14 protein-coding genes and 1 tRNA gene are annotated in these 13438 nt (G+C 65.5%); 3 read left to right on the top strand and 12 right to left on the bottom strand.

What is annotated here, in order from left to right; genetic code table 11:
- The first annotated feature begins 286 nt into the window (after window positions 1-286).
- Window positions 287-1015, top strand: coding sequence for a FadR/GntR family transcriptional regulator (locus QCD75_RS20650; protein WP_301231359.1), 729 nt, complete (start codon window positions 287-289; stop codon window positions 1013-1015).
- A 46-nt stretch (window positions 1016-1061) separates the two neighbouring features.
- Here QCD75_RS20650 and QCD75_RS20645 read toward each other — a convergent pair whose 3' ends face one another.
- The 3 genes from QCD75_RS20645 to QCD75_RS20635 are packed head-to-tail and all read right to left on the bottom strand — an operon-like array spanning window position 1062 to window position 3848.
- Window positions 1062-2147, bottom strand: coding sequence for an L-idonate 5-dehydrogenase (locus QCD75_RS20645; protein ID WP_301231358.1), 1086 nt, complete (start codon window positions 2145-2147; stop codon window positions 1062-1064).
- Window positions 2147-2917, bottom strand: coding sequence for an SDR family oxidoreductase (locus tag QCD75_RS20640; protein ID WP_301231356.1), 771 nt, complete (start codon window positions 2915-2917; stop codon window positions 2147-2149). The genes QCD75_RS20645 and QCD75_RS20640 overlap by 1 nt, the downstream gene beginning before the upstream one ends.
- Before the next feature lie 13 nt (window positions 2918-2930).
- Window positions 2931-3848 carry an NAD(P)-dependent oxidoreductase gene (locus tag QCD75_RS20635; RefSeq protein WP_301231355.1) on the bottom strand — a complete coding sequence of 306 codons (918 nt, stop codon included), beginning with the start codon at window positions 3846-3848 and terminating at the stop codon, window positions 2931-2933.
- Between the two features lie 62 nt (window positions 3849-3910).
- On the opposite strand from QCD75_RS20635, the gene QCD75_RS20630 reads away from it, so the two are divergent.
- Window positions 3911-4975, top strand: a complete 1065-nt coding sequence (locus QCD75_RS20630) for a D-2-hydroxyacid dehydrogenase (RefSeq protein ID WP_367400681.1) — start codon at window positions 3911-3913, stop codon at window positions 4973-4975.
- A 773-nt stretch (window positions 4976-5748) separates the two neighbouring features.
- Here QCD75_RS20630 and QCD75_RS20625 read toward each other — a convergent pair.
- The 9 genes from QCD75_RS20625 to QCD75_RS20585 form a co-directional block, all read right to left on the bottom strand.
- Entirely contained in the window at window positions 5749-7098 is a 1350-nt protein-coding gene (locus tag QCD75_RS20625; protein WP_301231352.1) for an MFS transporter, read from the bottom strand.
- 127 nt (window positions 7099-7225) lie between these two features.
- On the bottom strand, window positions 7226-8062 hold the full coding sequence (locus QCD75_RS20620) for an IclR family transcriptional regulator (protein WP_301231351.1): 837 nt from the start codon (window positions 8060-8062) through the stop codon (window positions 7226-7228).
- Window positions 8063-8233: 171 nt separating this feature from the next.
- Window positions 8234-9064, bottom strand: coding sequence for a fumarylacetoacetate hydrolase family protein (locus QCD75_RS20615; protein ID WP_301231348.1), 831 nt, complete (start codon window positions 9062-9064; stop codon window positions 8234-8236).
- 249 nt (window positions 9065-9313) lie between these two features.
- Entirely contained in the window at window positions 9314-9592 is a 279-nt protein-coding gene (locus QCD75_RS20610; protein WP_301231347.1) for a hypothetical protein, read from the bottom strand.
- A gap of 94 nt (window positions 9593-9686) precedes the next feature.
- Window positions 9687-10805 (bottom strand): acyltransferase family protein, encoded by a 1119-nt coding sequence (locus QCD75_RS20605; RefSeq protein ID WP_301231346.1) that lies wholly within the window; start codon window positions 10803-10805, stop codon window positions 9687-9689.
- Window positions 10806-10903: 98 nt separating this feature from the next.
- Window positions 10904-10976, bottom strand: a tRNA-Val gene (locus tag QCD75_RS20600).
- A gap of 81 nt (window positions 10977-11057) precedes the next feature.
- A complete protein-coding gene (locus tag QCD75_RS20595) occupies window positions 11058-11951 on the bottom strand; it encodes an NAD-dependent protein deacetylase (RefSeq protein ID WP_441005529.1) in 894 nt (297 codons plus the stop codon).
- Window positions 11952-11982: 31 nt separating this feature from the next.
- Window positions 11983-12477 (bottom strand): peroxiredoxin, encoded by a 495-nt coding sequence (locus QCD75_RS20590; protein ID WP_301231360.1) that lies wholly within the window; start codon window positions 12475-12477, stop codon window positions 11983-11985.
- 20 nt (window positions 12478-12497) lie between these two features.
- Window positions 12498-12914, bottom strand: a complete 417-nt coding sequence (locus tag QCD75_RS20585) for a DUF3052 domain-containing protein (protein ID WP_226761795.1) — start codon at window positions 12912-12914, stop codon at window positions 12498-12500.
- A 232-nt stretch (window positions 12915-13146) separates the two neighbouring features.
- Here QCD75_RS20585 and QCD75_RS20580 point away from each other — a divergent pair.
- Window positions 13147-13438, top strand: a 292-nt coding sequence (locus QCD75_RS20580) for a hypothetical protein (protein ID WP_301231343.1), incomplete at its 3' end; no start/stop codon positions are given.

Below are 13438 nucleotides of genomic sequence, written 5' to 3'. Positions count from 1 at the left end.
TGGCCCCCATCACCGCAAGGCCGGTGACACCGATGTGTGCTGACATCAAAACTCCAATTCATTTCTGTGCAACTAGTGCAGTTCGTCCCGCGCGGAAGGCGGGACCCATCTTCTTGGGATCAGTGGCTGTCAATAAACCATATGTATTTCCGCGGGGAGCTGGAAAGCCGTGCCCACGTGGCGGAATATGGCGCGTCACAAACAGTCTATGATTTCCGGTGCCCCCTCCGCCGGTCCTTGCCGAAACGACGGCTGGAACGGGGTCAGCCGCACTATGCTTACGACTATGTCAACCAGCCTCCACCACCGTGCGATCGAGCACCTCGGCACCCGCATCGTCGCCGGCGAACTCCCGGCCGGCCACATCATGCTGGCCGAGCACCTCGAGGACGAACTCAAAGTGTCCCGTTCGGTGGTCCGCGAGGCGGTGCGTGTCCTTCAGTCGCTCGGCCTCGTCGAGACGACGAAACGTGTGGGTATCCGGGTGCTGCCGGCCCACCGCTGGAACCCCTTCGACCCGCAGGTGATCCGCTGGCGCCTCGCCGGGGAGGGCCGTGGCGCGCAGCTGCGCTCCCTCGCGGAGCTGCGCACCGCCGTCGAGCCCGTGGCCGCCGAACTGGCTGCCGCCAACGCCCCCGAGGAGATCCGCCGCGAACTCGTGGAGGTGTCGCACGCGATGCGCGACGCCGGGCAGGCCGGGGACGTGCCGAGGTTCCTGGAGCTGGACATCCATTTCCATTCCCTGCTGCTGACCGGCTCCGGAAACGAAATGTTTGCCAACATGGTGGGCCAGGTGGCTGAGACGCTGACCGGGCGCACCGTGCACGGCCTGATGCCGGACCACCCTCGGGCGACGGCGCTGCAGTGGCACGTGGACCTGGCCGAGGCGATCGCCAGCGGCAACCCCGAGGCAGCCCGCGGCGCCTCGGACCGGATCATGCGGGAGACCATTTCGGAAATGGAACCCGAGTGGAAGGACCAGCCCAGGGTGTTCGTCCCGGTGCAGCGGTCCTAGGACCGCAGGCAGCGCCGGGCCTGCGGCGCAGCTCACGGCCTGCCACTCAGTCTTCAGAGGGCGGCCGGAAGTCCAGCAGCACCTTGCCGGACACGGCGGCGTTCCGGGCCACTTCGAAGGCCTCCAGCCCCTGGTCCAGCGTGAACGTATGGGTGACCACCGGGTCCACGAACAGCGACCCGTCCGCGAGGGCGCCCACGACCTCGTCGATTTCGTCGTTGAAACGGAAAGAACCCAGCAGCTCCAGTTCGCGTGTAATCGCCAGCGAGATCAGGACCGGCTGCGGGCCGGAGGGCAGGAGCCCCACCATCACTACCTTTCCGCCCCGGGCGGCACCCTGGACCGCGGACGCCAGCCCGTGATGGCTGCCGGAGGACTCGATGACGATGTCCGCCTCCACCGCCGCGATGGCCTCCGCATCACCGCCTTTGAGGATTTCGTCCGCGCCCACGGCCCGGGCTATCTCCAGCGGCATGGTGTGCATGTCCACTGCCACGATCCACTCCGCCCCCGCGCGTTTGAGCACAGCCACGGCCAGGGCGCCAATGGGGCCGCAGCCGATCACGAGTGCCGTTTTTCCCGCCACGTCGCCGGCACGCGAGACTGCATGCCACGCGACGCTGGCCGGTTCCACCAGCGCGGCCGTCCTCAGCCCCAGGCCTTCGGGCAGGGGACGCAGCATCCGGGCCGGAAGGGTGGCATACCGGGTGAAGGCCCCGTCGGTGTGCGGGAAGCGTGCGGCGCTGCCCAGGTAGGTGCAGCCCGGGGACAGGTTCGGACGGTCCGCGGGATACCCGGCGGCGCCCGGGCCGGGTGTGGCGGGATGCACGGCGACAGCTGTGCCCGGCCCCGGCCCGGTGCCGTCGGCGGCGGCGACGAGCACGGTTCCCACAATCTCGTGGCCCAGGATCATGGGCTGCCGGAGGACCGACTCACCGGCCGCGCCATGCATCCAGTAGTGCAGGTCCGAACCGCAGATGCCGCCGAATGCGACTTCGACCACCGCTTCATCGGGAGCCGGCGCGGACACGGGCACATCCTCAATCCTGAGGTCGCCCGCCGCGTGGGCCACCACCGCAGCCGCTGCTGCCGGCAGTTCCGGGACGCCCCCGGCCATCAGACCACCGCCCATCAGACCACCACCGTCATTCCACCGTCGATGAAAATGGTCTGGCCGTTGACGAAATCCGAGCCGGCGGATGAAAGCCACACCGCCGGGCCGGCCAGGTCCTGCACTGTCCCCCACCGGTTCGCCGGGGTCCGGCCCAGGATCCAGGCGTTGAACTCCTCATCATCCACGAGGTTCTGCGTCATTTCGGTGTGGATGTAGCCCGGTGCAATGCCGTTGATCTGCAGCCCGGATCCGGCCCACTCCGCCGTCATTGCCCGGGTCAGGTTCCGGAGGCCGCCCTTGGCCGCAACGTAGGGGGCGATGGTGGGCCGGGCGAGGTCCGTCTGCACCGAACAGATGTTGATGATCTTGCCCCGGCCGCGGGGAATCATGTGCCGCGCGGCGGCACGCCCCACGAGGAACGCACTGGTCAAATCCGTGGAGATCACCCGGTCCCAGTCCGCGACATCGAGCTCAAGCATCGGGACACGGTGCTGGATGCCGGCGTTGTTGACCAGGATTTCCAGCGGGCCCACGTTCTCTTCCACCCAGGCCACGCCCCGGGCTGCCTCGTCATCGCTGGTGACGTCGAAGGCGCAGCTGTGGACCCGCCCGGGCGGGTAGTCCGCAGCCAAAGCAGCTTCCGCGGCCTTGAGCCGTTCGGCGTTGATGCCGTTGAGCACCACCGTGGCGCCGGCGTCGGCCAGCGCTCGGGCCAGGGCATTGCCGATCCCCCGGCTGGAGCCGGTGACCAGGGCGGTCCGGCCAGTCAGGTCAAATAGTCCACTCATGGTTCGCTGTTCCTCAATTCGTCGGGGCTGCGGTGATGTCGCTGAGATTGGAGATGGTCTGGCGGACGACCGCGAGGTCCTGGTCGCCCAGCCCCTGGCGCACCAGCTCCGCATACAGCCCGGCGCCGGCCTCCGCCATCGGTACCGCTGATTTGACGGCGGCGGCGCTTTCCAGCACAAAGGAAAGGTCCTTGTGCATGAACTTGGCGGGGCCGGTGGGGTCGTAGTTCTTGGCGGCGAGCCGCGGCCCCACCTTGTCCAGGACACTGCTGCCGGCCAGGCCGCCCGCGAGCACCTCGTAGAGTGCCGCCACGTCCAGGCCGGAGCGTTCGGCGAGCTCCGCGGCTTCGGCGAGCGCCGCCGTCGTGGTTCCCACGATGAGCTGGTTGCACGCCTTGGCAAGCGATCCCGACCCCAACGGTCCGAGTCTGCGCACCGTACGGCCCATCGCACTGAAAAGCGGCAGGAGCCGCTGGAAGTCCCTTTCGCTTGCACCGGCCATGATGGCCAGCGTCCCGTCGACGGCGCCTTGGGTCCCGCCGCTGACGGGAGCATCGACGACGACGGCGTTTCCGCCGCTCCCCCAGGCCACCCTGGCGCCGAAGTCCTGCACCGCGGCCGGCGAGACGCTGCTCATGACGACCACGGTGGTCCCGGGCGCCGGCAGTTCCGCGGTCCAGCCGGCCAGGAGTCCAGCGGCCGCCTCCTCGATGTGGGACAGATCCGGAAGCATAAAAATGATGACCGGCGTGTCGCGGAGCTCTTCGACCGCGGCCGCCCGGGCGCCGCCGAGGGCCTCGAACCGCTCAAGGGCCGCCGGGGACCGGTTCCAGGCCGTGACGGCCCAGCCGGCTTTCAGGAGGTTCGCCGCCATCGGCGAACCCATCAGGCCCAGGCCCACAAAGCCGGCTTTCTTCCGGTCCCAATCCATGCTGCCTCACTTCGTTGTGGTTTTCTCTCCAAATCTGTTCAGTATCCTAGCCTCCATTCAGTATGATGAACACCATGACGCCTAAAACCACCGTCGCGATCGCAGTCCCGCTCGAAGCAGAGCTGGTGGAGCGCATCCGCGCAGTAGATCCCTCCGTAACCGTCCTCTACGAACCCGAGCTGTTGCCGCCGGAACGCTTTCCTGCTGACCACTCCGGGGATCCGGCCTTCCGCCGCACCCCGGAGCAGGAGGAACGCTACTGGGACATGCTCAACAAGGCGCAGGTCCTGTATGGGTTCCCCAACGAGAGCCCGGGGGGACTTGCACGGATTGCCGGCAGCAACCCCCGCCTCGAGTGGATCCATGCCATGGCCGCCGGCGCCGGTGGCGCCGTGAAGTCGTCGGGGCTCGATGCCGGGACACTGCAGAAGTTCAAGGTGACCACCTCCGCCGGCGTTCACGCGCTGCCGCTCGCCGAGTTCGCCGCGCTGGGGATCCTCAACGGCTTCAAGCGCAGCGCGGAACTGGCCCAGGACCAGGCGGCCAGGATCTGGCCAGAGCTGCGCACTCCCACGCGGCTGGTCAACGGCTCCCATCTGGTGGTCACCGGGCTCGGCGAGATCGGGCTTGAGACGGCCCGGATCGCCCGTGCGCTGGGAATGACGGTCAGCGGCACCAAGCGGTCCGTTGAGCCCATCGACGGCATCGAGGAAGTCGCGGGCAACGATGGCCTCGCCAACCTGCTGGCCACGGCGGACGCCGTCGTGAACACGCTGCCCGGCACGCCGTCCACCGAGAGGCTCTTCAGCCGCGAGGTATTTGCGGCGATGAAGCCAGGGACAATTCTGGTGAACGTGGGGCGCGGCACGGTTGTGGATGAGGAGGCCTTGCTGGAGGCACTCGACAACGGCCAGGTCTCGTACGCATGCCTCGACGTGTTTGCCGTCGAGCCGCTCCCGCAGGACAGCCCGCTGTGGAACCACCCCCGGGTGATGGTGTCCCCGCACACCTCGGCCCTGAGCGCGGCCGAGAACCGGCTGATCGCGGAACGCTTCTGCGGCAACCTGCGCACCTTCCTCGACGGCGGAGAGCTCCCCCACGTCGTGGACACGGTTCACTTCTACTAGGTCTTCCAACAGGCCTCTCCACCGGGCCATCCGCCGGGTCCCGCGGCCCGGGCCTGAGGTCCGGGCCTGCCGCCGGGTCCCGCGGTCCCGCGGTCCCGCGGCCCGGGCCTGAGGTCCGGGCCGGGTGGCCAGTTCCGCACCCATAAGGGCGGACCCTCCGAAACGAACTGCAACCCCAAGAATTTGGATTCGAAAAGGGAATCTGGCTTTCGGAGGTGCAGTTCAAACGGCGGGGCCGCCCTTTCTGTGTAGGTGTGCGGGAGGAATGGCGACCCGGTTCGTCCCCTGCAACGCGCTGGCCGCCCTGCAACGCGCTGGCCGCCCTGCGACGCGGTGGCCGCCCTGCGACGCGGTGGTCGCTCTGCGACGTGCTGGCCGCCCTGCGACTCGCTGCTTGCCCGGCGCCCCGGTATTCCCGCGTCACCTGGAATGTGGTGCGTCATCAGGCATTCTCCGCGTCACCATGCCACTCCGGAGCCCACGATTTCCGTCCCGCGACGCGGCTTCTTCCCCGCGACGCGACTCGTTCTCGACGACCTCCGGCCTACTCGGCGCCCCGGAAATCCCATGTCGCCCGACAATTCCCGCCTCACAGGGCATTTGCAGCGTCGCAAAGTCAGTCCTGCGCCTGTGCAATTCCCGCATCCCCAAGCGTCTCTGCATCCATCCGCACACCAGGCACGCCCCGAAACGCACGAAGGCCGCGGCCCTTCCTTAGGGGAAGGACCGCGGCCTTGGACGCCGGCAGGTTGCGGCTGGGCGCCAGGGAGCGCCTAGCTGGCGTCCTCCGTCAGGAGGAGGTCGCGCCCCACGGTTTCCGGGGTGAAGAATGTGGTGACAAAGGAAATGGCAGCCAGAACCAGTGAGTAGATAGCGAGCACCAGCCAGGAATGATCAGTGGCGGCCAGGAGTGCGGCGCCCACCAGCGGCACCAGTCCGCCGGCGAAGACCGCGGAGAGTTCCCGGCTCATGGCCACGCCGGTGAACCGGTACTGGGAACCGAAGAGTTCGGGCAGGAGCGGGCACTGCGGCCCGAGCATGGACTGAACGCCCAGGGCGATGCCCACCACCATGACTATCCAGACGAGGGTGACATTGCCCAGCGTCACCAGGTAGAACGCCGGCAGTGCGATAAGGGCCTGGAAGAGCGCACCGTAGCGGTAGACGGGTACGCGTCCGAACCGGTCAGACAGCGCACCGAAAGTCACCACCATGACGGCGGCGAAGCCGGCGGCAATAAGCAGGCCCACCGGGCCAATGAACTTGTCCCCCGGGAAAACCCCGTCCTTTGACGCCATGAAGGCGATAAGCAGGGCGGAGTAGATCGAGGAATTGCCGTTCTCGCCCATCCGCAGGCCGATGCCGATCAGCACGTTCTTCTTGGAGTGCTTCCAGAGCTGGCCCAGGGGGTTTTTGGCCACACTCTTGTGCTTTTCCAGCTCCTGAAAGACCGGTGTTTCCTTGAGCCGCAGCCGAATGAAGATGGCCACCGCAATCAGGATCACGCTGGCAAGGAACGGCACTCGCCACAGCCAGCCCTCCAGGACGGCCTTGTCCGCCATGGCTATCAGGGCAAACGTTCCGGCGCCCAGGAGGGTACCGAGCTGGATCCCGACAAAGGGCAGCGAGGCGAAGAAGCCCCGGCGGCGCCGCGGTGCGACTTCGGAAATCAGCGTGGTGGCGCCCGCCTGCTCAGCTCCGGCGCCCAGTCCCTGAAGGATGCGCAGCGTCACCAGGAGTACGGCTCCCAGCATGCCTGCCTGTTCAAACGTCGGCAGCAGCCCGATGGCAAAGCTTGCCGTGCCCATCAGACCGATCGTGAGGATGAGAACCAGCTTGCGGCCGAACCTGTCGCCGATGTGGCCGAAGATCATTCCGCCGAAGGGCCGGGCCGCAAACCCCACTCCGTAGGTGGCAAATGATGCGATCAGGGCACCGTCGTCGCCAAGAGGTTTGAAGAAGAGCGGGCCAAAGATCAGGGCCGAGGCCAGGCCGTAAATGTAGAAATCGTAGTACTCCAGAGCGGAGCCCACGGAGCTGGCAAGAGTTGCCCTTCGCAGCTGTTCCGGATCGACGACGGCGCCGTCCGCTTCGGCCAGCGGTGTATTAGTACTAGTTGTCACAAGCACTCCCTCAAGAACACTCCAGACCCCCGTTGGCCTGGTGGGATATGACCAACCCTCACAAGGGTCGATCACCATGTTGAACAGCGTACAGCAGACTGATCAATTGGCCTATGACTAATCAGATTTATTTTCCGGACACGTACTCTCGTTGGCGCCGGCCGGCGCTACCCATGGGATTACCCAGGGACCGGGCCAGCTCCTTGAGCTCTTTCACCATCAACGCGCCCTGCTCCTCCGAGTAGGTCGCCTTCAGCGCGGTGACAGACAAGCCCAGACTGGGACCGTGCGCCCCACGGGTGGGCACCGAGACGGCCAGGCATACGACCCCCGTGGTTGATTCCTCATCCTCGAAGGCATATCCCTTTTCCCGAATGACGGCGAGCTGGGCCTTTAGCTCGGCCCCGGTGCGCAGGGACTTCGGAGTCAGGACCGGCAGCTGTGCGTCATCAGGGAACATCCCTGCCACGTCATGGTCGTGAAGCCGCGCAATGAGTGCCTTGCCAACGGCGCAAAGGGACACCGGCATCCTGTCCCCGATGTTCGAGGTGAGGCGGACCGCGGGATGACCTTCGTACCGGGCCAGGTAGATGACGTTACTTCCATCGAGCATGGCGATGCGGACCGTTTCGCCGGAAAGGGTAGGCGCCTGTTCGCAGAACCGGTAGAACTCCTGGACCTCGTCAAGCCTGCTCAGGTATGCCGCGCCCAGCTCAACCAGCTTCCGTCCGAGCGTGAATTCGGCACCTTGGCGGTTGATGAGCCTTGCCTCCTCGAGCGCAAGCAGGAGGTTCGAGGTCGAGGATTTGGGGATGCCCAGTTCCCTGGCGAGGTCGCTCAGCGTCAGTCGCCCGGTGGCAGAGGAGGCCAGCGCCTCCAGCACAGCAGCGGCACGGGTGACCGCCGGCGCGGGTGAGGCGCTCCCCGGTCCGTCAGTGGTGCGGGAAACTCGGGAATCGGCCATGATTCTCCTTCACGGATCGCGCGTATGGCGACGGCGCCATACATTCGGTGCTGTTCAGTCAGTTGAACACTAACCATCATAGTGTGAAGGCGCACGGAACCGCGCCCTCAGGGGACTGCCACTCGATAGGGGAACGGGATACGTATGAGCGGCGGCGGGAGCCGCCCGCCATCAGGCCACGGCCACCACGGGATTCGTAAGCTCGCCGATGCCTTCGATATGACAAGTGACGGTGTCGCCAGGGACTAGCCGCGCGCATTCGGCCGGGAAGCCCGTCAGTACAAGATCGCCAGGATACAGCGTCATAAAGGACGTCAAGTACACGAGGATTTCGTCCACCCCCCAGCCGAGGTCAGCGGAGCTCGCCGTTTTGAGCTCAACGCCGTTGTGCTCGATCCCGATGACCAGGTCGGCGTCGTTCAGTCCCGCTACAATCCAGGGGCCTGCCGGCGTGAACGTATCTTGGCTTTTGGCGCTAGTCCACAATTCGTCCGACTTCTGCAGGTCCCGGGCGGAGACATCATTGCCAATGGTGAAACCCAGAACTGCTGTCCGAGCGTTCCTGAGCGTCAGCCCCCGGACTTTGCTTCCGATGACGATTGTCAGTTCCGCTTCCGGTTCAACACGGCCGACACCTGGCCCCAGTTCTATTCCATCTCCCGGGCCGACCACACTGGTTGCAGCCTTGAGGAAGGCCCGGGGCGGGAGATTGCGGCCGGACGGGCCGGTGTTGTGCGCCATCCCCAAGACGTTGGCCGGGACGCTTGGTGACAGGAAAATGAACGAGCCCTCCTCAACCGTGTCGCCCGTTCCCCAACCACTGCGCGGGACGCTCCCGGCGTTCGCCGGGGAACCCGGGAACGGCGAGTCGATCACCGTCCAAACCCTTCCGGCATCGCTGTCGAAGTCCGGGGCGACGTTGGCGACGAAAAAGTGCTCGGCCTTGGAAACGTGCAAGAGCGGGCGGACCCGGGCCATTCGACGGGTACTCGTGGCGTTCATGAAGACATCCTAGGCCGCGCGCCGCGGCACGGACGGAATGAGTCAGTCCAGGCCACTCATACGCGGCCGCCCATGCTGGCAGTTACGCCAGCGAATAGGGAATTCTGCCGCTTCGAATTTTCGCCCACTGTTTCACATTTCCGAAAATTCACGGTATATTCATTACAGGCTTTCCACCGCGGCATCCCCCAATAGTCGCGGTGGAAAGCCTTTCCAATGCCCCGGCACGTCCGGCCCGCGATGCCGCGCCTACGCCGCGTCCGCAACGGCCTCCCGCAGCCGCCAGCCGCCGCCCAGGCCGTCACGGATGATTTCCATCGTGGTGAGGGCAGAACCCGAATTCCGTCCCAGTCTTGCCTGGATCTGCCAGACCTCGACGTCGACGCGGCTCAGCCCCTTGGGCATCCGGCGCTCCGCCTCCCACCAGCTCACCCGCTCGAACCAGCGGACCGGCTCCGCACCGATGATCCATTCGCGGCCGCCGCGCACAACTGCCCGGGGCCTGCCATCCGGACCAGATTTCACCATGATGTGTTCCATGCCGCCACAGTAGGTCGGGGCTGCGACATTTTGGCGGGGTGGCTGACAGGGATCCGGATTCTGCCGGCAGAACCGGTCCATGCTAGAGCCGGGAGAGCGTCTCCTGCTGCTCGGAGCTGTTGCCCGGCCCGTTGACACCGGAGTCGGCTTTGCGCAGGCCGACCAGCGGCCGCAACCGCTTCTCCAGGGGACGTTCGACGAGCGTGTAGAGGAGCGCCGACAGAGCGATGGATACGGCCAGGACGCCCAGGGACACGCCAACACGCTGGTGCAGGCGAAGCGGGTGCAGCATCAATGCCGCCCGGATAACCAGTTCGTGGATGAGGTACAGGGCAAACGACCACTCCCCCAGCCGGACCATCACAGGCGTGCTGGATAGTCCGGCGCCTCCGGCAAGGTCGCGCTTGGCAAAACCCGCCACCAGGGCAGTGATGCCGGGAATCATCAGAAGGGTTGCAGTTTCTGGTCGGAAGATAGACGGGACCAACGGAACAATAGCCTCCCACAGCACGAAGGATCCACCCGCGATGAGCGCCCCGGTCGTGGCTCCGAACTTTGGCCGCCACCCCTTGCGGAATGCGAACGCCAGGCACACGCCGATGGCGAAGTCCACCATCCTGAATGCCGGCAGGATGTACAGAAGATCCCCCCACGGCGCAGCATTCGAGAAGGTGAACAGGACCGAGTAGGCGACAGCAGCAGTGCCGAAGATCGCGGCCGCTGCGCCCAGAACCGCTTGGATGTTGAAACGGGACAGCCACGCGGCGAGAAGGGGGAAGCACAGGTAGAAGAACGCCTCGGCCGACAGCGACCATGAGACCCCATTGAAGGCGTTGGCCCATTCCTGATTCCACGCGTGAACCAGCAGCAATACGGCCGGAAGCCGATCAAAGGACACGGCGCCGTCGTTGACGGATAAATAGGCAGCGGCCAGCAGTGTTGTCAGTGCATGGAGAGGCCAAATCCTGACCAGTCTGCGCCAGTAGAACACGCGCTTGCCGGTCGTTGGCCGGTAGGACCAGGCAAGAACGAAGCCGGACAGCACGAAGAAAAACGCAACGCCCGTATACCCGAGCACTATGAAGCGTGATATTTCCGGAATCAAGAACGCCGAAATGTGGTACAAAACTACGATCAGCGCGGCGATGAACCGCAGCCCGGTCAACGAGTTCAAGCGCATTTCCGACACTGGCGAGCTCATGGGGCTTCCTAGCGTCAGGGATTGAGGTCAATGGCGGCCGAAGTATGCAAAACCCCGCCGTGCGGGATTTTCAACCTGCACGGCGGGGTCTTCTTGGGTGGGTCCTACCGGGATCGAACCGATGACATCCACGGTGTAAACGTGGCGCTCTACCAGCTGAGCTAAAGACCCAAACTGCTGGTTCCAAGCCTCAGCGCTTGAACCAACGAACAGCTACTGTACCGGATGCAGCGGGCAGAACGCCAATCCGGCTCAGAGCGGAGGGAGTTCGTCGGCGAGCCAGGTGAGCGCCTCGCTGACGCCGGCGTCGAGCTTGACCGCGGCCAGCTCATCCCCGCGGGTCTGGCCGCGGTTGATGATCACAACGGGCTTCCCATGTTTGGCAGCGTGTCGGGCAAACCGCAGGCCGCTCATCACCGTCAGTGAGGATCCGGCAACGAGGAGGGCGCCGGCCTCGTCCACCATGGCGTACGAGCGTTCCACCCGGTCTTTCGGGACGTTCTCGCCGAAGTAGACGAAATCAGGTTTGAGAGTGCCGCCGCAGGCCGGGCAGTGGGCCACGACAAAACTCTCGATCAGGGCAGCGTCCTCGACGGTGGCGTCGGCGTCCGGAGCCATTTCGACTACGCCGCCTGAGAGCGCCCGTTCCAGAAAGCCGGGGTTGAGCTCTTCCAGCACCCCCGCCAGCAGTGTCCGGCTGTAACGCCGGTGGCAGGCGAGGCAGACCACCTGGTCGAAGCGGCCGTGCAAGTCCACCACATTGACACTTCCGGCGTCCTCGTGGAGCCGGTCCACGTTCTGGGTGATGAGTCCGGTGAGCAGGCCGCGGTGCTCCAGCCGGGCGACGGCGGCGTGGCCGTCATTGGGATCCGCCCGGCGCAGGTGGGACCAGCCAATGTGGTTCCGGGCCCAGTAGCGGCGCCGGTTGTCCGCCTCGCCGATGAATTCCTGGTACGTCATGGGAGCCCGGGGGGAGGCGCCCGGCCCGCGGTAGTCCGGGATGCCCGAGTCGGTGCTCAGTCCGGCACCGGTCAACAGGGCGAATCGCTCCCCCGCGAGAACGTCATGGATTTCCTGCAGGACCGCAAGCTCGTCCCGGGCCGGCGTCCCGGCGGGGACCGGGGGCAGGCTGGCAAACCCAGTCATGCCGATACCTGGCCGCCGCGTCCTCACCGTGTCAGCTCCGGCCGAGTCCTGCCAGGGCGGAGCGGTACTCGGCGAAATCCCGGGCCTGGCCGCGGGGGTTCACCACCACGTAGCGGACAGTGCCGTTCGCGTCGATGATGAAGGTTCCGCGCCTGGCCATGCCGCTTGCGGGGTCAAACACCCCGTATTGCTCGGCGACGGCCCCATGCGGCCAGAAGTCCGCCAGCAGGTCGAAGGCATAGCCTTCCTTCTCCGCGTAGGCCCGCTGGGCGAACTTGCTGTCCACCGAGATCCCCAGCACGACGGCGTCGGCACCCTCAAACAAGGCCAGGTTGTCCCGGATTTCGCACAGCTCACCCGTGCAGATGCCGGAGAAGGCGAACGGGAAAAACACCAGCACGACGTTCCGGCCGCGGAGCTCCGAAAGCGCCACGGGTTCGCCAAACTGGTTCAGCAGCTCGAAGTCGGGAGCAACATCGCCAACTGCCGGCACAGCGTATGCCCCGGCTGCCTCATCCCCGATGATGCGGACGGCGCCGGCTTGGGTCACTTGTTCTTCCGTGTGACCCGGGTGGCGCTCCAGTCCTTGGAGACGCCGGCAGAGGTAGTGTAGTGCAGCCCTGCGGTGGGTGCGGCATCCTGGATGTCCGCTGGTGAAACGTAGCCCACCCGGCCGGACTTCGGGGTCAGCACCCAGATCACGCCGCCCTCAGCCAGGGTGGTCAGCGAGTCAACCAGGGTGTCAACGAGGTCACCGTCGCCGGAACGCCACCAAAGAATGACGGCATCTACTACTTCGTGGTCGTCCTCATCGAAGAGTTCCGAGCCGGTGAGATCTTCGATGTCGTCGCGCAAGTCGAAGTCGACGTCGTCGTCATAACCGAATTCCTGAATCAGGTCACCGGTTTTGAAACCCAGTTTTTCCGCCACATTTACCGAAGTGGCGGCGTCGGCCTCGCTCACGTGTTGCTCCTATGCTTGGTGTTTTCAAAAGCTCTAGTGATTTCCATTACTCCAAGCCAACACCCTTTGCGCCTGCGCTTCAAGCTGTTGGCCCCGCGATCCGCCATATTCTGCGTCACACACGGCGATCCGAGCACCGCCGGGCGGTGCGTCGTCACACAACCAGTATGCCGGTCAAATACGACTGGACCCCCACGGGACAGCTACGCATCCCCGAGATGTGAGAGCTAGAGTGGCTGATGACGACTACGCCCGCGAGGGCAAACGCCCCGCCGACACCGGCGGGAGTAGTTGTGATTGGACCTTGCCCGGCGCACATGACCGGGCAGTTGTAACCGATATGTCGCACACGTCGCGTTCACGCCAGGCAGTTACCCTGCCGGAGCTGAGGGTGCCGATGAATGCGCTCAAAGAGAGGTTGGACGTGGCTGCAGGAGAAGAGACCTCCCATATCCTCAGCGGGTTGACTAACCAGCTGCCTGATCGTGATCCGGAAGAGACCGCCGAGTGGCTGGAGTCCCTGG

It is taken from the genome of Arthrobacter sp. PsM3 (assembly GCF_030433895.1).
In the GTDB taxonomy this organism is placed as follows: domain Bacteria; phylum Actinomycetota; class Actinomycetes; order Actinomycetales; family Micrococcaceae; genus Arthrobacter.
This window is presented reverse-complemented; position numbering and strand designations above follow the sequence as displayed.

Coding starts and splice junctions, on each gene's coding strand:
- QCD75_RS20630 (WP_367400681.1), top strand. CDS start 3,911: ATGATGAACACCATGACGCCTAAAACCACCGTCGCGATCGCAGTCCCG.
- QCD75_RS20595 (WP_441005529.1), bottom strand. CDS start 11,951: ATGACTGGGTTTGCCAGCCTGCCCCCGGTCCCCGCCGGGACGCCGGCC.
- QCD75_RS20635 (WP_301231355.1), bottom strand. CDS start 3,848: ATGGATTGGGACCGGAAGAAAGCCGGCTTTGTGGGCCTGGGCCTGATG.
- QCD75_RS20640 (WP_301231356.1), bottom strand. CDS start 2,917: ATGAGTGGACTATTTGACCTGACTGGCCGGACCGCCCTGGTCACCGGC.
- QCD75_RS20610 (WP_301231347.1), bottom strand. CDS start 9,592: ATGGTGAAATCTGGTCCGGATGGCAGGCCCCGGGCAGTTGTGCGCGGC.
- QCD75_RS20605 (WP_301231346.1), bottom strand. CDS start 10,805: ATGAGCTCGCCAGTGTCGGAAATGCGCTTGAACTCGTTGACCGGGCTG.
- QCD75_RS20645 (WP_301231358.1), bottom strand. CDS start 2,147: ATGGGCGGTGGTCTGATGGCCGGGGGCGTCCCGGAACTGCCGGCAGCA.
- QCD75_RS20650 (WP_301231359.1), top strand. CDS start 287: ATGTCAACCAGCCTCCACCACCGTGCGATCGAGCACCTCGGCACCCGC.
- QCD75_RS20615 (WP_301231348.1), bottom strand. CDS start 9,064: ATGAACGCCACGAGTACCCGTCGAATGGCCCGGGTCCGCCCGCTCTTG.
- QCD75_RS20620 (WP_301231351.1), bottom strand. CDS start 8,062: ATGGCCGATTCCCGAGTTTCCCGCACCACTGACGGACCGGGGAGCGCC.